This is a genomic window from Stenotrophomonas sp. (assembly GCF_059505245.1).
This window is the reverse complement of record NZ_JCACKF010000015.1, coordinates 49,212-68,640: the sequence shown is the minus strand read 5'-3', so window position 1 is coordinate 68,640 and position 19,429 is coordinate 49,212. Positions and strand designations below refer to the sequence as shown.

At 66.4% G+C, this 19,429-nt stretch carries 16 protein-coding genes; 4 read left to right on the top strand and 12 right to left on the bottom strand.

Translation table 11 applies throughout. The features are described 5' to 3' along the window. Positions 1-26: 26 nt before the first annotated feature. The 6 genes from AC5JLE_RS06140 to AC5JLE_RS06115 all read right to left on the bottom strand — a co-directional run bounded on the left by AC5JLE_RS06140 (position 27) and on the right by AC5JLE_RS06115 (position 5,284). The gene (locus AC5JLE_RS06140) at positions 27-785 is read right to left on the bottom strand and encodes a 3-keto-disaccharide hydrolase (RefSeq protein WP_046429464.1); all 759 of its coding nucleotides are present in this window, start codon (positions 783-785) and stop codon (positions 27-29) included. Further along, positions 785-1,360 carry a gluconate 2-dehydrogenase subunit 3 family protein gene (locus AC5JLE_RS06135; protein ID WP_197561530.1) on the bottom strand — a complete coding sequence of 192 codons (576 nt, stop codon included), beginning with the start codon at positions 1,358-1,360 and terminating at the stop codon, positions 785-787. The genes AC5JLE_RS06140 and AC5JLE_RS06135 overlap by 1 nt, the downstream gene beginning before the upstream one ends. Next, a complete protein-coding gene (locus AC5JLE_RS06130) occupies positions 1,360-3,045 on the bottom strand; it encodes a GMC oxidoreductase (RefSeq protein ID WP_046429409.1) in 1,686 nt (561 codons plus the stop codon). Before AC5JLE_RS06130 ends, AC5JLE_RS06135 begins: the two co-directional genes overlap by 1 nt. Positions 3,046-3,071: 26 nt before the next feature. Beyond that, positions 3,072-3,968, bottom strand: a complete 897-nt coding sequence (locus AC5JLE_RS06125; protein WP_049404955.1) for a hydroxypyruvate isomerase family protein — start codon at positions 3,966-3,968, stop codon at positions 3,072-3,074. Positions 3,969-4,178: 210 nt separating this feature from the next. Continuing rightward, on the bottom strand, positions 4,179-4,961 hold the full coding sequence (locus tag AC5JLE_RS06120) for an SDR family oxidoreductase (RefSeq protein WP_496065120.1): 783 nt from the start codon (positions 4,959-4,961) through the stop codon (positions 4,179-4,181). Beyond that, complete coding sequence (locus tag AC5JLE_RS06115; RefSeq protein WP_496065119.1) at positions 4,958-5,284, bottom strand: nuclear transport factor 2 family protein; 327 nt, start codon at positions 5,282-5,284, stop codon at positions 4,958-4,960. The genes AC5JLE_RS06120 and AC5JLE_RS06115 overlap by 4 nt, the downstream gene beginning before the upstream one ends. Positions 5,285-5,382: 98 nt before the next feature. On the opposite strand from AC5JLE_RS06115, the gene AC5JLE_RS06110 reads away from it, so the two are divergent. After that, the gene (locus AC5JLE_RS06110) at positions 5,383-6,294 is read left to right on the top strand and encodes a LysR family transcriptional regulator (protein WP_049404958.1); all 912 of its coding nucleotides are present in this window, start codon (positions 5,383-5,385) and stop codon (positions 6,292-6,294) included. A gap of 121 nt (positions 6,295-6,415) precedes the next feature. Here the strand turns inward: AC5JLE_RS06110 and AC5JLE_RS06105 are convergent, their stop codons facing one another. Then, positions 6,416-6,991, bottom strand: a complete 576-nt coding sequence (locus AC5JLE_RS06105) for a single-stranded DNA-binding protein (RefSeq protein WP_006423759.1) — start codon at positions 6,989-6,991, stop codon at positions 6,416-6,418. 291 nt (positions 6,992-7,282) lie between these two features. On the opposite strand from AC5JLE_RS06105, the gene AC5JLE_RS06100 reads away from it, so the two are divergent. From AC5JLE_RS06100 to AC5JLE_RS06090, 3 genes are all read left to right on the top strand, one after another. Next, positions 7,283-8,314 (top strand): LacI family DNA-binding transcriptional regulator, encoded by a 1,032-nt coding sequence (locus tag AC5JLE_RS06100; RefSeq protein WP_329856218.1) that lies wholly within the window; start codon positions 7,283-7,285, stop codon positions 8,312-8,314. 130 nt (positions 8,315-8,444) lie between these two features. After that, positions 8,445-9,347, top strand: coding sequence for an ABC transporter ATP-binding protein (locus AC5JLE_RS06095; RefSeq protein ID WP_046429400.1), 903 nt, complete (start codon positions 8,445-8,447; stop codon positions 9,345-9,347). Between the two features lie 12 nt (positions 9,348-9,359). Beyond that, a complete protein-coding gene (locus AC5JLE_RS06090; RefSeq protein WP_496065118.1) occupies positions 9,360-12,944 on the top strand; it encodes an ABC transporter permease/M1 family aminopeptidase in 3,585 nt (1,194 codons plus the stop codon). Between the two features lie 115 nt (positions 12,945-13,059). On the opposite strand, the gene AC5JLE_RS06085 is transcribed toward AC5JLE_RS06090, so the two are convergent. The 5 genes from AC5JLE_RS06085 to AC5JLE_RS06065 all read right to left on the bottom strand — a co-directional run bounded on the left by AC5JLE_RS06085 (position 13,060) and on the right by AC5JLE_RS06065 (position 19,419). Then, complete coding sequence (locus AC5JLE_RS06085; RefSeq protein WP_032960678.1) at positions 13,060-13,377, bottom strand: hypothetical protein; 318 nt, start codon at positions 13,375-13,377, stop codon at positions 13,060-13,062. 142 nt (positions 13,378-13,519) lie between these two features. Continuing rightward, on the bottom strand, positions 13,520-13,906 hold the full coding sequence (locus AC5JLE_RS06080; RefSeq protein ID WP_262216596.1) for an SseB family protein: 387 nt from the start codon (positions 13,904-13,906) through the stop codon (positions 13,520-13,522). A gap of 121 nt (positions 13,907-14,027) precedes the next feature. Beyond that, the gene (locus AC5JLE_RS06075) at positions 14,028-15,743 is read right to left on the bottom strand and encodes an alpha-amylase family glycosyl hydrolase (RefSeq protein WP_262216595.1); all 1,716 of its coding nucleotides are present in this window, start codon (positions 15,741-15,743) and stop codon (positions 14,028-14,030) included. Continuing rightward, the gene (locus tag AC5JLE_RS06070; RefSeq protein WP_069117476.1) at positions 15,743-17,230 is read right to left on the bottom strand and encodes an MFS transporter; all 1,488 of its coding nucleotides are present in this window, start codon (positions 17,228-17,230) and stop codon (positions 15,743-15,745) included. Before AC5JLE_RS06070 ends, AC5JLE_RS06075 begins: the two co-directional genes overlap by 1 nt. Then, positions 17,227-19,419, bottom strand: a complete 2,193-nt coding sequence (locus AC5JLE_RS06065; RefSeq protein WP_495229828.1) for a glucosidase family protein — start codon at positions 19,417-19,419, stop codon at positions 17,227-17,229. Before AC5JLE_RS06065 ends, AC5JLE_RS06070 begins: the two co-directional genes overlap by 4 nt. Positions 19,420-19,429: the final 10 nt, after the last annotated feature.

The window sequence follows — 19,429 nt, the reverse complement described above, 5'->3', positions numbered from 1 at the left end:
CCGGCGACCACGCCGGCCGTGTTCGGCTACAGCTCGCGCACCCAGATGTTGCGGTAACTGACCCTGGAGTCATGCTCCTGCAGATAGAGCGGCGCACACGCATGGGGCGAATACGAGGGCGCCCCGATGTATTCGGTCTTGCCTGCCAGCACGGTGTCATCCTGCACCAGCACGCCGTTGTGCAGCACCGTGATGCGCGCGGGCGACACAAGCCCACCGCCCACCGAGAAGCGCGGTGCCTTCCAGATGATGTCGTAGGCCTGCCACTGGCCCGGCGCGCGCGAGGCATTCACCCGCGGCATGGCCTGCTTGTAGATGGAGCCCGCCTGGCCATTGGCATAGGTCGGGTTGTTGTAGCTGTCGAGCACCTGCAGTTCATACAGTTCCTGCAGGAAGATCCCGCTGTTGCCCCGGTTCTGGCCGTCGAAGCCCTTCGTGTCAGTGGGCGTGCGCCACTCCACATGCAGCTGGACATCGCAGAAGCGTTGCCGGGTGCGGATGCCCTTGCTGCCCGGAACGACGGTCATGGCGCCCCCGGCAACCTTCCAGGGCACGCGTCCGCCCTGCTCCGATTCCCACGCGGAGACATCCTTGCCATCGAACAGCACGATCGCGTCGGAGGGGGCCTTGCCTGGCGGCGTGGCCACGACAGCGGGCACGGGGGTCCACACTTCGGTCTTCTTCGGGTCGCGCGCAGCGTCGGCACTGTCCTGCGCGAATGCAGATGCAGCGGCCAGCAGGCCAACAGTGATCAACGCAGGGCGGATCATCAGGGTGGTGTCCATCAGCTGGTCCCCCACGCGGGCGTACCGGGGACATAGGCGAGGTCGCCGTCGTAGCGGCCGGGCACCGCGACGTACTGCAGCACGCCGGTCGCCCCGACCTTGGAGGTGAAGAAGCCGAAGATGGCCAGCTGCTTGATCATCGTGAAGTAATGCGGCATCGCCTCGCCCTCTTCAGGCATACCGGTCTCGGTCACGTCGGCAGAGCGCGCCTTGGCTTCGGCGTCCAGCGTTCGCAGCAACTGGGTGCGGGCTTCCGGCGCAAGCGCCACAAACCGGCCGCCGGCGCGCTTGTCGATATCGACCAGGCCTGCCCGGAACGTTGCCTGCTGCCGGGCGGTGTAGCAATCGCTGACGAAGGTCGCCATGAACAGGCCAGCGCCGGCATCCTTCGCCCCTGGCGTCCGGGTCCGCGGCAGGATGGTCTCGGCGATCTCGTCCAGCGTGCCGATGTCGGCATCGGAGAACAGGGTCTTCACCGGTGCCGCGGCGGCGTTTCCCTGCGCGAGCGCAGGCAGGCCGACCATGGCCGCGCCGGTGGCGGCAACGATCATCTTCAACAGTTCGCGGCGATCCATCAGAGGTTCCCCGCTTTCAGTTCGCGTACCGCGTGGTCGGCCGCGCGCGCGGTCAGCGCCATGTAGGTCAGCGAGGGATTCACGCAGGCGCTGGAGGTCATGCAGGCACCGTCGGTCACATAGACGTTGGGCGCATCCCATACCTGGTTGTGCGCGTTCAATACCGAGCTCTTCCGGTCACGTCCCATGCGTGCGGTCCCCATCTCGTGGATGCCCTTGCCCGGGGCATAGTCGTGGTCGTGCATCTTCACGTCCTTGACGCCGGCCGCCTCCAGCATCTCGGCAGCATCGGCGGCCATGTCCTTGCGCATCGCCAGTTCGTTGGCGCGCATGGACACGTCCATCGCCAGCACCGGCAGCCCCCATTTGTCCTTGCGGTCGTGGTCCAGGCGGATCGTATTGTCGTGGTGCGGCAGCATTTCACCGAACCCGGTCATGCCGATGCGCCAGTCGCCCGGTACGGTCAGCGCCTCCTTCAGGTCGGCACCGATGTTGAGCTCGGCGATCTCGCGCGACCAGCCGGTGCGGCTGGCACCGCCCTGGTAACCGAACCCGCGCAGGTAGCCGCGCTTGTCGGCCGCGACGTTGCGGAAGCGCGGAATGTAGAAACCGCACGGACGGCGGCCGAAGTAGTACTTGTCTTCGTAGCCCTCGACCCGGCCCGAGGCGCCCGCACCGAAATGATGGTCCATCACGTTGTGCCCCAGCTCGCCCGACGAAGAACCCAGTCCCCCCTCCCACACATCGGTCGCCGAGTTCATCAGCAGCCAGGTCGAATTGAACGACGATGCATTGAGGAAGATGACCTTGGCGGTGTACTGGTAGGTCTGCCCGGTCTCGGCATCGATCACCTCCACGCCGCGCGCACGCTTGCGATCCTTGTCGTAGAGCACTTCCTTGACGATCGAGAACGGCCGCAAGGTCAGGTTGCCGGTCTTCATCGCCGCTGGCAGCGTCGCCGCCTGGGTCGAGAAATAGGCACCGAAGGGACAGCCCAGGATGCACTTGTTGCGGTACTGGCAGTTCACGCGCCCCTGCTCGGGCATCGGCTGGGTGATGTTGGCGGTGCGCGAGTGGATCATGTGCCGCGTTCCGCCAAAGGCCTTCTTGATCCGCGCGGCCACGTCCTTCTCGACGATGTTCAACGGGATCGGCGGCAGGAACTCGCCGTCCGGCAGCACGTCCAGTCCTTCGCGCGTGCCGGCGATGCCGGCGAACCTCTCTACATGGTCGTACCACGGCGCGATGTCGGCATAGCGGATCGGCCAGTCGGTGGCGATGCCATCCTTGAGGTTCGCTTCGAAGTCCAGGTCGGAAAACCGATAGCTCTGCCGGCCCCACATCAGCGAGCGCCCGCCTACGTGGTAGCCACGGAACCAGTCGAAGCGCTTGGTTTCGATGTAGGGTGAGTCCTGCTCGTTGGCCCACATTCCTTCCAGGTTCTCGGCCAGGCCGTAGTCGCGCATCAGCACCGGGAAGGCGGCCTTCATCGCCTGCGTCGGCCGGTTGCGATGCGGGAAGTCCCACGCTTCCTTCATCGCATTGACGTAGTCCTTGACGTGCTCGATGTTGCGCCCGCGTTCCAGCATCAGGACCTTCAGGCCCTTCTCGGTCAGCTCCTTCGCTGCCCAACCGCCACTGATTCCCGAGCCAACAACAATGGCGTCGTAGTGATTATCTGCCATGGTCTCTCACCTGGGTGGATATCGTTTCAGACGTCGCAGAGGCGGATCGCCTCGCGCAATGAGGCAACGGGATCGGGCGCTGCAGGCGTAAATTCCTGCGCCAGATACCCCTTGAAACCGGTGTCGCGGATCGCGCGACAGATGGCCGGATAGTGGAGCTCCTGCTGGTCTCCAATCTCGTTCCGGCCCGGCACGCCTGCAGTGTGGTAATGCTTGAAGCAGGCGTGATGCTTGCCGATGGTGGCGATGATGTCGCCCTCCATGATCTGCATGTGGTAGATGTCGTAGAGCAGGCCGAAGTTGTCCGAGCCGAGCCGCTGGCACAGCTCCACGCCCCAGGCCGAGTGATCGCACAGGTAGTCGTGGTGATCGACCCTGGAGTTCAGCAGCTCCATCACCAGCACCACGCCGCGCTTCTCGGCATGCCCTAGGATGCGCTTGAGGCCCGCCTCGGCATTGGCCATGCCGTCCTGCGGGTCCATGCCGTTGCGATTGCCGGAGAAGCAGATGAGGTTGCGGTAACCGGCATCGGCGACCAGGTCGATGTGCCGCGTGTAGCGCTCCACCAGCGGGTCGTGGAATTCGCGGCCGGCAAAGCCCTTGGTCAGGCCCAGCTCCGCGCCATTGCACATCGAGCTGTAGACGCCGTTCGCCTTCAGCGTGGGCCAGTCTTCCGGGCCGACCAGGTCGATGGCGGCGAAGCCGATGTCTTTCACCGTCGTGCAGAGCTGGGCGACCGACAGCTGCGGGAAGGTCCAACGCGCCACGGAGTGCTTCAGGTTGCCCTTGAGCGCTGCGGTGGCGGCGAATGCAGGCAACGCTCCCGCAGTACCCAGCGCTACGCCTCCAGCAACCGCCATGCGCAACGCATCGCGCCGCGTGAGGCCCGTCGCCGGAGCCGGTCTGATCGAATGGATGGACATCCACCTGCCGGCCTCCCAACCGACATCAAACACTGAGGATTCACTGCAATGCAATCGATTGCACCATAGGGGAGGAATTTGTGTGTTTGCAAGTCGCAGCGCACGAAAATCAATGCTGCGAAGCACAACTCCGCAACCGACCTGGAAAACAAAAGCCCCGCGTGAGCGGGGCTTTCCTTCTGGCGGTGGGAGCAGGACGACGCCTGTTGGCTACAGGGTCGAAACCGTGCCGCCGTCGATCCGATACTCCGTTCCGGCAATCGACGCCGACCGGGGAGACGCCAGGAACACAATCAGATCGGCCACCTCCTGCGGTGCCGCGGGCCGTCCCACCGGGACCCCGCCGAGCCAGTCCATGACCACCTTCTTGCCTCCTTCATAGTCGGTTCCCGCTTCCGCAGCGATCCGTTCTGCAAATTCCCGGGATGCTTCTGTCTCGATCCAGCCCGGCGCTACGCTCAGCACCCGCACGCCCTTGGGGGTGACCTCTCGTGAAAGCGACTTGCTGTACGTCGTAAGTGCCGCTTTGGCGGCGGCGTAGGCGGTGGTGGACTCCGGCAGAGGCAGCATGCGCTGGATCGAACTGACGTGGATGATCACGCCAGCGCTCTGCGCGAGCATGGATGGCAGCAAGGCACGATCCAGGCGGACCGCCGGCATCAGATTCAGGTTCAGCTCGGCAAGCCAGTGCGCATCACTGATCGCTGCGAAGCCACCGGCAGGTGTCTTTGATCCCCCCAGCACATTGACCAGGATGTCTGCGCCGCCCCATGCCTGCAGCACGGCGTGGGCGAAAATGCCGGTGCCCTCGGCCGTCGACAGATCGGCGGCTACGTAGGCGACTCCTTCCACCGGGCGTGCCGGCAGGCTGCGCGCCGACGTCATTACCCTGGCCCCGGCCTCGGCGAAGGTCCTGACCACGGCCGCCCCCACACCGGCCGTGCCGCCGGTCACCACGGCCCGCAGGCCACCGAGTTGAAGATCGAAGCTCATGCCGTGATCTCCAGCGATGCGATCAGGCCCCGTTCCAGTTCGAAACGGTAGCTCAGCAGAATCGGACTGCCGGGGAAGTTGCCGCTCACGATGGCACGGACAACGTGGTGTTTCTCCTGCCGTTCGATGGCGCTCGGCACGCTGGTGGCGCTGTATTTGGCCGATGCCTCGGCCAGGAAGGCTCTGATGGCGTCGACGCCGACGAGGGTGTGCCCGTCGTCCTTCAGCACAGCCTGGACGGCAAAACAACGCGCCAGCACTTCAGGGTCATGTTCGGCCGCGAAGTACGCGGCAATGGGTTCTGGGAGGGTCAACGCATTCATTCCTGGCTCCTGCAGTGGTCAGGCGCTCAGGATGTGCACGCAGGTCGGTTAAGTGAATGCCCTATAATCCGAATGGGTTATGTCAAGAATCTCACATAATGCGCGGATCCGAGTTCGCTGAACTGAAGGCCTTCGTGGCGGTAGTGGAACGCCAGAGCTTCGCGCGGGCGGCGGAACATCTGGGGGTATCGCCCTCGGCCCTGAGCCAGACCATCCGCCAACTGGAAGGCCGTCTCGGCACCCGCCTTCTCAATCGCACGACACGAAGCGTGGCGCCCTCGGCAAGCGGCGGGCGACTGTACGCGCGCATCGCGCCGCTGTTCCAGGAGTTGGCCGTCGCGGTCGCTGAAACCAGCGAAGCCAGCGGACGGATCAACGGGACCCTGCGAATCAATACGCTGGGCATCGCCGCGAGAACACTGATTGCCCCGCGGCTTGCCCGCTTCCACCAGGCCTACCCTGATGTCGTTGTCGACATCGTGGTCGACGACGCGCTCAGCGACATCGTCAGTGGCCGGTTTGATGCGGGCATCCGCGTGGGTGGTCAGCTCGAGAAGGACATGGTGGCCATCCGCCTCACCCCGGACCTGAACATGGTGGCCGTGGCGTCACCGGATTACCTGGCACGCCGCGGAACACCGCGAACTCCGGCGGAACTGCAGGATCACGCCTGCATCAACTGGCGGCTGCAGAGCGATGGCAGGCAGTACCGATGGGAGTTCAAGAAGCGAGGTCGCCACCTCGAGGTCGCCGTGGACGGTCCTGTCGTCACCAATCACGCTGACATCGGGATTGCGTCGGCCCTGGCCGGCCTTGGAATCGCCTATCACTTCGAACAGGATGGCGTGGGCGAACTGTTGGCCCAGGGACTGCTGGTGCGGGTACTGGCGGATTGGTCGGTCTCGCGGCCCGGGCTTTTTCTCTACTACCCGAACAGGCGGCATCGCCCCGCCCTGCTGGGCGCGTTCATTGACTGCCTGCTGGACCAGGGAATGTTCGGCAATCGGTGACGAGGTCGACGAACGTCCGCATCCTGCCGCCGGGCAATGGGATCCTGCCACGTCGCCTGTAACGAGAAGGGCCCCGGGCACGCGTGCCAGGAGCCCTTGTCGGGATAAACGGAAGGTACGCTTAGAACGGAATATCGTCGTCAGCGAAGTCGTCCATCGGCGGCGCCTGCTGCGGCTGCGGGCGCTGGTTGCCACCCTGGTTGCCGTAACCCCCGCCCTGGTTGCCGCCCTGGTTGCCATAGCCACCGCCCTGGCCACCACGCTGGCCACCGCCGCCACCGCCATACTCCTGGCGCGGCGCCTGCTGGCGCTGCGGACGATCGCCGCCGTAATTGCCACCACCGCCACCGCCGCCGCCTTCACCGCGGCCGCCCAGCATCTGCATTTCATCGGCGATGATGTCGGTGGAGTACTTCTCCACGCCGTCCTGGCCGGTGTACTTGTCGTAGCGCAGGCTGCCTTCGACGTAGACCGAGCTGCCCTTGCGCAGGTACTCGCCGGCGATCTCGCCGAGCTTGCCGAAGAACACCACGCGGTGCCATTCGGTGCGCTCCTGCTGGTTGCCATCCTTGTCCTTGCGGACGCTGGTGGTGGCCAGGCTGATGCGGGTGATCGCCATGCCGCCCTGGGTGTACTTCACGTCCGGGTCGTTGCCGAGATTGCCGACCAGGATGACTTTGTTGATGCCGCGCGCCATAGGTACCTTCGTCCGTTGTCCAGGGGCAGACCGCCAGTGATAGCACAGCCCCGGGCGGGGTGCAGTACGCTGGGCCGCCCCTGGTGAAATTTGGGGGAATGCGAGAACGACGCATCTTACCATTGCCGCCGCCTTCCGCCCGGTCAGGAGACCCCGACCGCACCGAAGGATCACGCTGATTTCCTTGTCCGGCAATAACTTACCTGCGCCCAGGCCGACGCCCGGAGGGGCATTCGCGTCTGCGCATGGCATCATGCCCGGGCACCTCCCACCTGCCCGCTCCGCCCACACATGACGATCAAAGGCAAAGCCACCTCCCTGGACATCGCCCACCTGGCCGGGGTCTCCCAGCCGACCGTGTCGCGGGCCCTGCGTGGCAGCCCGATGGTCAACGCCGAGACCCGTGAGCGCATCCTGCGCATCGCCCGCGAGCTGAACTACAAGGTCGACAAGAATGCCTCCAGCCTGCGCCTGCGCAATGCCGGCACGCTGGCCCTGCTGTTCTTCGAGGACCCGACCAACGACGACTCGCTGATCAACCCGTTCTTCCATTCGATGCTGGGCTCGATCACCCGCGCCTGCGCCCTGCAAGGGCAGGACCTGCTGGTCTCGTTCCAGCAGCTGTCCACCGACTGGCAGGCCGATTACGAGGACAGCAACAAGGCCGACGGCATCATCCTGCTCGGCTACGGCGACTATCACGAATCGCGCGACCGCCTGCAGCGGCTGGTCGAACAGGGCACGCACTTCGTGCGCTGGGGCGCCGCCCTGCCCGGCCAGCCCGGTGTCTCGATCGGCAGCGACAACTTCCAGGGCGGGCATGACATCACCACCCACCTGCTGCAGCAGGGCTGCCGCCGCATCGCCTTCCTCGGCCATGCCTCCAGCCACTACCCCGAATTCCAGGAGCGCTACCGCGGCCACGTCGCGGCCCTGCAGGACCACGGCCTGGCCGCCGAACCGGCGCTGCAGCACGATGCGATCACCACTGAAGCCTCCGGCCAGGAAGCCTGCCAGGCCCTGTTGGCGCGCGGCGAGCCGATCGATGCGATCTGCGCGGCCAGCGACCTGATCGCCATCGGTGCGATGCGCGCCCTGCGCGAGGCCGGGCTGCGGGTGCCGCAAGACGTGGCGGTGACCGGCTTCGACGACATCCCGCTGGCCGCTTCGGTATCCCCCGCGCTGACCACGGTGCAGCAGGACACCAAGCAGGCCGGCCAGCTGCTGGTGGAACGCCTGCTGGCGCTGATCGGCCGGCAGCCGGTGGACAGCCAGAGCATCCCGGTGAAGCTGGTGGTGCGGGAATCGTCGCTGCGCGGGTAGGCCCCCACAGGGCCGGCGCGCCGGCCAACGCACGACGGCGGGATTCTCCCCCCATGACCAACGGCGGATGCGCACGGAGGCGGTTGCGCGGATAACGCGCAGACATTGCCCATGGAAAGGTGTACGTCGCATGCTGAAGATCGATTCGCTGTCCAAGACGTACGCCAACGGCGTGCATGCCCTCAACAACGTCACCCTGGACATCCCGCGGGGCATGTTTGGCCTGCTCGGCCCGAACGGCGCCGGCAAGTCCTCGCTGATGCGCACGCTGTCCACCCTGCAGGAGGCCGACAGCGGCACGGTGACGCTCAGCATTCCGGGCGAGGCGCCGATCGACGTGCTGCGTGACAAGGACGCCGTGCGCCGTCGGCTGGGCTACCTGCCGCAGGATTTCGGCGTGTACCCGAAAGTCAGCGCGCTGGACCTGCTGGAGCATTTCGCAGTGCTCAAGGGCCTGACCCAACGCGCGCAGCGCCGCGAGGTGGTCGATGGGCTGCTGCAGCAGGTGAACCTGTGGGATGCCCGCAAGCGCAAACTGGGCACCTACTCCGGCGGCATGCGCCAGCGCTTCGGCATTGCCCAGGCGCTGCTGGGCGACCCGCGGCTGGTGATCGTCGACGAGCCCACCGCCGGCCTCGACCCGGAGGAACGCAACCGCTTCCTCAACCTGCTGGCGGCGATCGGCGAGAACGTAGCGGTGATCCTGTCCACCCACATCGTCGAGGACGTGACCGACCTGTGCCCGACGATGGCGATCATGAACAAGGGCCAGGTGCTGCTGACCGGCCGCCCCAGCGAAGCGATCAACGCCCTGCAGCACCAGGTCTGGCGCAAGCAGGTCGATCCTTCGGAGCTGGCCGACCATGAAGCGCGCTACGTGGTGCTGTCGACCCGTCTGGTCGGTGGCCGCCCGGTGATCCATGTGCACAGCGCCAACGACCCCGGCGACGGCTTTGCGGCCGTGGCTCCCGACCTCGAAGACGTGTACTTCCAGCGCCTGCGCCTGCAGGCCCGTGCTCGCGCAGCAGCCTGAGCGGAGCACGCCATGATCCTCGATTTCTTCCGTTTCGAGCTGCGCGAGCAGCTGCGTTCCCCGCTGCTGTGGCTGCTGGCCGGGCTGTTCGCCCTGCTCGCCTTCGCCGCTGCGTCCAGCGACGCCGTACAGATCGGTGGTGGCAGCGGCAACGTGCACAGCAACGCGCCCACCGTGATCGCGCAGATGCTGGGCATCTTCACCCTGCTCGGCATGCTGGTCACCGCCCTGTTCGTCAGCAATGCGCTGCTGCGTGACTTCGAACTGGGCACCGCCGAGCTGATCTTCGCCAGCCCGGTGAAACGCCGCGATTACCTGGCCGGCCGCATCGCCGCCGCCCTGGCTACCGGCCTGCTGTTCTACCTGCTGGTCGCTTTCGGGCTCTGGCTGGCACCGTTCATGCCCTGGGTGGACGCCGAGCGCATGGGGCCGATCAGCTGGCAGGGCTATGCCTGGAGTTTTGCGGTCATCGTCATTCCCAACCTGTTGTTCACCACCGCGCTGCTGTCATTGCTGGCAGCGGTCACGCGTTCAATCCTGTGGGTCTACATCGGGCTGGTGGCCTACCTGGTCCTGTTCGGCGCCAGCGCGGCGGTGCTGCGCGACATCGACAACACCTGGCTGGCGGTGCTCAGCGAGCCTTTGGGCATGCGCGCCCTGTCGCGCACCATCCGCTACTGGTCCACCGCCGAGCACAACAGCGGCGTTCCCGGCCTGGCGGGCTACCTGCTGGCCAACCGTGCCCTGTGGCTGGGTGTGACGGCGCTGCTGTTCGCCGCCACGTTCGCCCTTTTCCGCACCGAGCGCAGCGGCAGCGGCCGTCGTCGCTGGGGCCGCCGGCAGGCGCAGCCGGTTGCCGACGCCGCCGCCCTCCGGCCCAACCGCAACCCGTTGCCGCGCGTGGTACCGGCATTCAGCGCGACCACCGCGTGGCAACAGTTCCTGCGCCAGGTGCGCTTCGACACGCGCGGCGTCCTGCGCAGCGTGCCGTTCATCGTGCTGCTGGTGCTGGGCCTGGCCAATTTCCTGCCCAACGCGCTGTTCCGGCAGACCCTGTACGGCACCTCGATCTGGCCGGTCACCTCGCAGATGATCATGGGCCTGCAGGGGGCCTTCAGCTGGCTGCTGGTGATCATCGTGCTGTTCTTCGCCGGTGAGCTGGTGTGGAAGGAACGCAGCGCGCGCATCAACGAAGTGACCGATGCCATGCCGGTGCCGAACTGGGTACCGCTGCTGGCCAAGTTCACCGCACTGCTGGCAGTGATCATCTGCTTCCAGGCCGCCGGTGCACTGGCGGCGATGGGCGTGCAGCTGGTCAAGGGCTACACCCACCTGGAGCCGCTGCTGTACCTGCGCAGCCTGGCGCTGGATTCGGTGATCTACATCCTGATGGGGGGCCTGGCACTGGTGCTGCAGGTGCTCACCAACAACAAGTTCGTCGGTTACGCGCTGCTGATCGTGGTGATGATCGGCCAGGGCGTGCTCGGCATGCTGGACTACACGCAGAACCTGTACACCTTCGGTGGCTGGCCCAACGCTCCCTATTCGGACATGAACGGCTACGGCCACTTCCTGCCGGGGCAGCTGGCATTCCAGGGCTACTGGGCGCTGTTCCTGCTGACCCTGATGTGCCTGGCATCGGCGCTCTGGGTGCGCGGTGTCAGCCAGGGCCTGCGCCAGCGCCTGGCCCTGGCCGGCCGCCGCCTGCGCGGCCCGACCGGCGTCTTCGCCGGACTCGCGGCATTGGCCTTCGCCGGCGTGGGCAGCTGGCTGTACTGGAGCACCAATATCCGCAACGAGTTCATCTCGCCCGACCAGCAGCTGGACCTGCAGGCCCGCTACGAGCGCGAGCTGTCGAAGTACCGCACCCTGCCGCAGCCGCGCATCGTGGCGGTGGACAACCGCGTGGACCTGTTCCCGGAATCGCAGTCGATGGTGATCGATGCGAACTGGACGGTGCGCAATACCCATGCCACGCCGATCCAGGACGTGCATGTCTCGATGGGCGATGACAAGCAGCTGGTCGACGTCGACCTGGGTGGGCAGACGCTGTCGTTGCACGACGCCGATCTCGGCTACCGCATCTACCACCTGCAGAAGCCGCTGCAGCCGGGCGAAACCCGCAGCGTGCATTTCCGGGTGGTGCAGAAACCCAACGGCATCACCGCCGGGCCGGCGCCGAGCAACATCGTGGACAACGGCACCTTCTTCAACAGCCGCGTGCTGCCCTCGTTCGGCTACAACGAGGGCGCCGAGATCAGCGACCGCAACGAGCGGCGCAAGCGCGGCCTGGGTGAGCCGCGGCGCATGCCCAGGCTGGAGGACGAAGCGGCGCGTGCCAACACGTACATTGCCAACGATGCCGACTGGCTCGACTTCCGCACCACGGTCTGCACCGCACCGGACCAGGTGGCGCTGGCCCCGGGCTACCTGCAGCGCGAGACCACGATCAACGGCCGGCGCTGCTTCAGCTACGCCATGGACCGGCCGATGCTGAACTTCTATGCCTATCTATCGGCACGCTGGGAGGTGCGCAAGGCGAAGTACAAGGACATCCCGATCGAGGTCTACTTCGACCCGGCGCACGGCTACAACGTGGACCGGATGATCGAGGCGGCGCAGAAGTCGCTGGCCTATTACGAGGCGAACTTCACCCCGTACCAGCACCGCCAGGTACGCATCATCGAATTCCCGGGCTATGCCCGCTTCGCGCAGTCCTTCGCCAACACCATCCCCTATTCCGAGGCCATCGGTTTCATCGCCGACCTGCGCGACCCGGACAAGGTGGACTACGTGTTCTACGTGACCGCGCACGAGATCGCGCACCAGTGGTGGGCGCACCAGGTGATCGGCGCCAACGTGCAGGGCGCGACCGTGCTGTCCGAATCGCTGTCGCAGTACTCGGCCTTGATGGTGATGGAGCAGGAATACGGCCGCCAGCACATGCGCCAGTTCCTCAAGCGCGAACTGGACGGCTACCTGTCCGGCCGCGGTGGCGAAGCCATCGAGGAACAGCCGCTGGAACGCGTGGAGAACCAGCAGTACATCCACTACCAGAAGGGTTCGCTGGTGTTCTACCGCCTGCGCGAGGAAATCGGCGAGCAGGCGCTGAACCGTGCGTTGAAGCGCTTCCTGCAGGACAAGGGCTACCAGCAGCCGCCGTACACCACCTCACGCGAGCTGCTGGGCTACATCCGCGCCGAGACCCCGGCCGACCGCCAGCAGCTGGTCACCGACCTGTTCGAGAAGATCAGCTTCTACGACAACCGGGTGATGGCCGCCAGCGCCCGCAAACGTGCTGACGGCCGCTACGACGTGACCCTGGACCTGCATGCCGCCAAGCAGTACGCCGATGGCAAGGGCAGGGAGAGCGAGGCGAAGATGGATGACTGGGTCGAGATCGGCGTGTTCGCCACCGGGCCGTCGGGCAAGGAGCGCGACCAGAAGGTGCTGTACCTGCAGCGCCACCACATCACCAGCGCCGCGCCGAAGATCACGGTGACGGTGGATGAAAAGCCGGACGAAGCAGGCTTCGATCCCTACAACAAGCTGATCGACCGGGTGAGCGATGACAACCGGCGCAAGGTGACGATGTGAAGCAACGGGGCGCCGGCCGATGTGCCGGTGCTCCGCGCGACGCGTGCGGGCTTGGCTTGGCCTTGCTGTAATGCCGAGCCCTGCCCCGCACACCGTCCACGACAACCGCGAAGGTTCAGCGCACCGGGGCCTTCGGCCCCAGCAACGCCAGCAGCACGAAGACCACGATCGAGGCGACGGTGCCAAGCACCGCCGGCAACCCGAATGCCCACGCCGGACGGCCCTGCTGGCGCGCCCACTGGCCCAGATGCCAGGCTGCCCCCAGGTTGATCAGCCAGGCAATGGCGAACACCGGCCACAGCACCATGCCCACCGCACGCAGAACAGGCATGGACACCAGTGCGGCGACGATGGCCGCGAACAGGAAGACCAGTGCGGAGCGGGAATGGCGTGATCGTGCCGGTGCGTCGGCGGGTGATTCGCTGAATTCCATGGAGAGTGCCTCGATCCCGATGTAGTCCAAAGGGGATCACGTACGGTGCCCGAAGGGAAGCTCTCTGTAGTATCGAGCCGTGCTCGACTGATCCGGCATTGCGCGAACGGCAGCCGAGCATGGGCTTGGCTCTACATGACAATCAACCCTGGGCGAAGTCCTTCAGGATCTCGCCGACGCCGCTGGGCGAGATCTCGAAGCCCAGCGGGGTACCGGGGTTGATCACCACGCCGTAGCCACCCGGCACCCGGCGCAGCACGTCCAGCATCCGCCAGCGGATCTGGTGTTCGGCCTGCTGGCTGTAGATGCCCACCCGCGACGGATCGGTGAACACGGCCACGTGCAGGGTGGCCTGCTTGTCGAACAGCAGCGGGTCGAAGCCGCTGCCATCGGGGGTCACCAGGCTGCCGGTCAGCAGTACCACCTCGGAGGCGACGAAGGCCTCCATGAAGGCGCGGATCGGCACCGACCCGTCCATCGCCGCCTTCAGCAGGGTTTCGATCGGGGTCTGCGGGGCGAGGTCGGTCATGGCGATACGGCGGGGCGTGAGGGGGGCCTATTGTGCCGGATATGGTCACCCCGGTAGTGCCGGCCGCTGGCCGGCACCTGAAGGTGCAATGGATTCATGGGTTGCCGGCCAGCGGCCGGCACTACCGCCCCAGCCGCACGTCCCGCGCCCGCTGGTCGGCCATCGCCTTGTCCAGCTCGGCCTGCAGCGCCGGCTGCTGCACGGCGGCATCGAGCACGTACACCTTCACCCCGTGCGCCGGCACTTCGGCCTTCAGGGAAGCATCCACCTGCAACGAACCGCCGTCCAGCGCATCACGCCAGCGGCCCGCCTGGACGTACCGCGCCACGGTGAAGGTCTTCGCACTGTCGCCCTTGTTCAGCAGCACCAGCGCGGTCTGCGCCACCTCGCCATGCTGCAGCACGCGGAAGAACACCGCCTCATCACCCTGCAGGCGCTCGTTCACCTGCAGGCCGCGCTGCAGCGCCGGAGTGGCTGCGCGCAGCCGGGCGATACGCTGCAGCGGCGCGAAGATCGGACTCTTCGGCGCAGCATCCACACGCGGCTGGCCGAAGTAAGCGCGATTGCCGGCATGCTCGGCACGGCCACGCATGAAACCCGTCTCCGAGCCGTAATAGACCACCGGAATGCCGCGCGCGGTGAACAGCCAGTTGTGTGCATCAATGAAGCCACTGTCGCTGGCCTGCAGTCGTGGCATGTCGTGGTTGTCGTAGAAGCTCATCAGCTCATACGGGTTGGCATACGGCCCACCCCTCAGGTGCAGCGGCTCGGCCAGGGTCTCGAAACCCTTGCCGGCGGTGCCGAAGGTCTGCTCCAGTGCACCGCGCAACGGGAAGTCGAGCACGCTGACGTTGGCGTTGGCCGGCCAGGTGTGCTCTGCAATGCGCGCGGCATCGTAATCGAACGCTTCGCCGAACATGAACATGCCCGGGTGCTCGGCGCGGATACGCTTGACGAAGGCATGCCACCACGGGTGCGGCAACCAGCCGATGGTGTCGATGCGCAGCGCATCCACGCCCTGCGCGGCCCATTGCAGGTAAGCACCGACCAGGTAGTCCATCACCGCCGGATTGTCCTGGTTGAAGTCGGACAGCTCGGCAAGGTTGCCATCGAAGATCGAGCCGTCCTTGCTGTCGACCGGTCCAATGCTGTTGTAGAACGCGTGCAGCGGGTTGTGCTTCGGATCCAGTTCCTGCGGCGGCAGGTTCTGGTGGTCGGCGATCAGTTTTCCGTCCTTGTCGAAGATCTGCCCGAACTGCGGCTGCCGTGTCGGCATGGTCCAGGCCGGCGAACCGTGGTTGCCTACGATGTCCAGCACCACCTTCAAGCCGGCACCGTGCAGGCCCTTGGTCAGCCCGGCGAAATCCAGGTCTTTGCTGGGCAGGTGCTCATCGAGCTTGTAGAAGTTGATGCCCCAGTACCCGTGGTAGCCGGTCTTGCCGCGGTCGGTCAGCGTGCTGGTGCAGCTGATCGGCTTGCTGCCGGTAAAGGCCTCGTCCGGGTTGTCGACGATGGGCGTGATCCACACCGCGCCGAAGCCGAGGTTGCGGATGTACTGCGCATTGTCGAGCACGCCGCGGAAGTCGCCGCCGAGATAGCCGATGTTGCCGTCCACCTTGTCCGGGCATGGCACCGGAATATCGAAGGTGCGGTGCACGCCGCCCTGGTCACGGTGATCGTTGGACGGATCACCGTTGACGAAGCGGTCGGTGACCACGAAGTACACCGCATCGCTGGCGAACGGTTCGGTGGTGCCCACATAGTCCGGGCGCGGCGCGGCCGCCGCATGGCCGGCCAGCAGCATCAAGGAAACAGCAACAGACAACGCAGCACGCATCACACCACCTCCGGACGGGACGGAACCCACAACACGCACAGGCCGGCAATGAACAGGCTGCAGCCGCCCAGCACCAGCACATGCATCGGCTGGCCGCCCAGCAACGTGCGCAGGGCGAAGCCGAGTGCACTGGCCGCCACCAGCTGCGGGATCACGATGAAGAAATTGAAGATGCCCATGTACACGCCCATCTTCGATGCCGGCACGCTGTCGGACAGCAGTGCATACGGCAGCGAGAGGATGGACGCCCAGGCGAAACCGACGCCGACCATCGACAGCAGCAGCCAGTGCGGGTCGCGGATGAACATCAGCGAGACCAGGCCGGCACCGCCCAGCCACAGGTTGACCAGGTGGCTCCAGCGCAGGCCGATCGCACGCACCATGAGTGGAATCAGCACCGCCGCCAACGCGGCGAACCCGTTGTAGGCGCCAAACAGCACGCCCACCCAGTTGGCGCCCTCGTTGTAGGCCGCCGACTCTGGTTCAGTCGAACCGAAATGGGCGCCAGCCACCGCGGCGGTGGTGTAGATCCACATCGCAAACAGCGCGAACCACGAGAAGAACTGTACCCACGCCAGGCGACGCATGGTGACCGGCATCGCGCGCAGGTCGCCGACGATGGCGGCCAGCATGTGCGTGGCCGGCAGCGTACGCGCGAGCGCCAGCAGCAGGCCATAGCCGGCACACAGGCCGGCCAGCACGTACAGCATCCGGTCGCCCTGCCGCCAGGTAATCAGCAGCGCCAGCAGTACGCCCAGCCCCAGCCATGCAGCCACCTGCACCCAGGGCGCCGGGCCGCTGATCGGCGCCGCTGCGTGATGTGCCGGAGGTTCGGCGTCATCGAAACCGGCCAGCTCCGCCGGTGAGTATTCGCGGGTGCTGACCACCGTCCAGGTGATTGCCGCCAGCAGCACCACCGCGCCGAAGTAGAACGCATAGCGCACGGTATCAGGCACCTCACCTGCGGCGGCCGTATTGGCGACCCCGAAGTGGGCCAGGATGAACGGCAGGAAGCTGGCGACGATGGCGCCCACGCCGATGAAGAAGCTCTGCATGGCATAACCGGCCGGACGCTGGCGCGGCGCCAGCTGGTCGCCGACGAAGGCGCGGAACGGCTCCATCGACACGTTGATCGAGGCATCGAGTACCCACAGCGTGCCGGCGGCGATCCACAACGTCGGCGAGTTCGGCATCACCAGCAGCGCCAGCGTGGTCAGCACCGCTCCGATCATGAAATAAGGACGGCGGCGCCCCCAGCGCGTCCAGGTGCGGTCGGACAGGTAACCGATCACCGGCTGCACCAGCAGGCCGGTCAGCGGCGCGGCGATCCACAGCCCGGGCACCGCGTCGATGTCCGCGCCCAGCGTCTCGAAGATGCGGCTGGCATTGGCGTTCTGCAGGGCGAAGCCGAACTGGATGCCCAGGAAGCCGAAACACATGTTCCAGATCTGCCAGAACGACAGCTGCGGCTTGGCGGAACGATTCATCGTGCGCCCTCTGCCGCGGCCACCGGCGCCACCATCAGCGCCTGCACCTGGGCTTGGTTGAGCACGCCATCGCGTCCGCCCTTGCCCCCGGTGTAGTGCGCGAAGTGCTGCAGCGCGCTCATGTTGAAGCCTTCTTCAAGCGTGACCGTGCATCGGCCCTTGGGCACCGTGAATGTCGCCGAGGTCGAGTCCTGCACGGCCACGCTGTGCGGCAGGGTGACGGTGTGCCGCTGCAACGGCTGGCCCGGGCACTGCAGCACCAGCTGCTTCACCGCAGCGGTGACGCCGGTGTTGATCGGCCCGTTCGGATTGCGGTACTGCAGGCGCAGGCGCACCTGCCCGGCCCTGGCGGAGGTGAACTGCCAGCGCTGCGTACCCTTCAGTCGCTGCTGCGGACCGACGCAGACCATCGGGCTGTGCAGCGATTCAATTGCACCGTCGCGCCGGGTCAGGCTGAGGCAATGCTGCAGGCCATCGTCACCGATGCGTGCAAGGCCATTGCTGGCGGCGAGCGCCCGGCCGTCCTGCCACAGCACCTGGCCTGCAGCGACCACGACATTCCAGCCCCTGCCCTTGCGTTGCACCTGCGGTGCGGCCGGCGTGGCCGGTGCGCGCGCATCTGCGTCGGCCGTCGTCGCCGCGCTGCGTGGCGCCGCTGCGGCGGGCACCAGCTGCACGGTGGTGGTGGCGCCACGGGTCTTCACCTTGCCCGCCACCAGCAGGCCATCACCCACCTGCTTCGGTCGCTCCAGCACATAACGCCTGCCATCGGCCTCCAGGGAGATGCGGCGCTGATTGCCGAACAGTTCGGGCACCAGCACGGCCGGCAGCTTGGGCTGCACGCGGCCATCGTCCTGCACGCCGAATACGCCCTCGACCACCATCGACAGATAGCCGGCCACCGACCACAGCTGGCGTTCGGAGTTGACCACCGGGCCGCTCAGCACGCCCTCGTCAACATGCACCGCCTGGCTGACCAGCTCGTAGTTCTCCATGTTGGAACCGGCCAGCGCGGCGCCCTGCATCAGCGAGCGGATCTCGGCGGCGATGCGCGGTGCATCGTCCAGCTGGCGCGCCGCGCGCAGCGAATAGGCACTGACGAACGGCCAGATCGCGCGGTTGTGGTAGATCGGCTGCTGCGCCTCCTGCGGCCACACCACCGGGCTGCCGGCCGGCCCCATCGGATAGGCGGCCAATGCACGGCGCGCCCGCTCGGGTGGCAGCACTTCGGCCAGGATGCCCAGCGACAGGCCAAGCAGATCGACCTTGGCGTACGGCACCGGGTGCGCGGCCTCGCCGATGTAGCTCATGTACTGGCCGATATCCTCGCGCCAGAAGCGCGCATCGATCTGCTGCGCCAATGCATCGGCCCATGCCCTGTAGTCGGCCGCGCGGGCATCGCCGTGCTGCCCGGCCAGGCGTTCGGCCAGGCGCAGTGCCTGGTAGTGCAGCACGTTGGTGGACAATGCGTAGGAATCACCGATGAAACGCACGTCCTCGCGGGTCCAGTCTGGATAGGTCTGCTCGCGCCAGTCCAGGAAGGAGGTCTCGCCGCGGTACAGGCCCATCTGCGCGTCGAACACCATCGCGCGGTCCTGCGCCAGCGTGCCCTGCAGCGCCTGCCAGACCTGATCGGCAAACGCTCGGTCCTCCAGCAGGTGGCGTGCCGCCAGGAACCACACCACGCGATCACTGCTGATCGGCCAGCTGCCGCCGGAACCGGTGTCCTGCGCCACGAACAGGCCGGGCGTACGCCCGTCACGGGCTGCCGACAGCTTGAACTGCAGCGACTGCCGGGTGCGCTGCGGGTCCAGCCGCGCCAGCGCCAGGTCGGCGGCGAAGCTGACATCACGGGTCCACACATAGGGCCAGCGTGCACCGGTCTGGAAGCACTCGCACGGGACCGGCCGGCCCTCGTCGAACGCCGGATCACGGATCGCGTCCACGCGGTCCTGGGACATCTCCTGCTGGGCCAGCGCGAACAGGGCATCGAACATCACGCTGCCGGTCTGGCTGCGCATCGGTGCGGCTGCGATCTGCACTGCGCCCTTCGGCGCATGCAGCACGAAGCTGCCCTTGGCAGCGGCTTCGGCGCGCGCATGGCGACCGTCGAATTGCAGGTCGGCCGCCTGCGCGGTCGATCCCAGCGCTGCCCCCAGGGCAGCGGTCAGGCAAATGATCTTCAGCATCGAAGCGGCG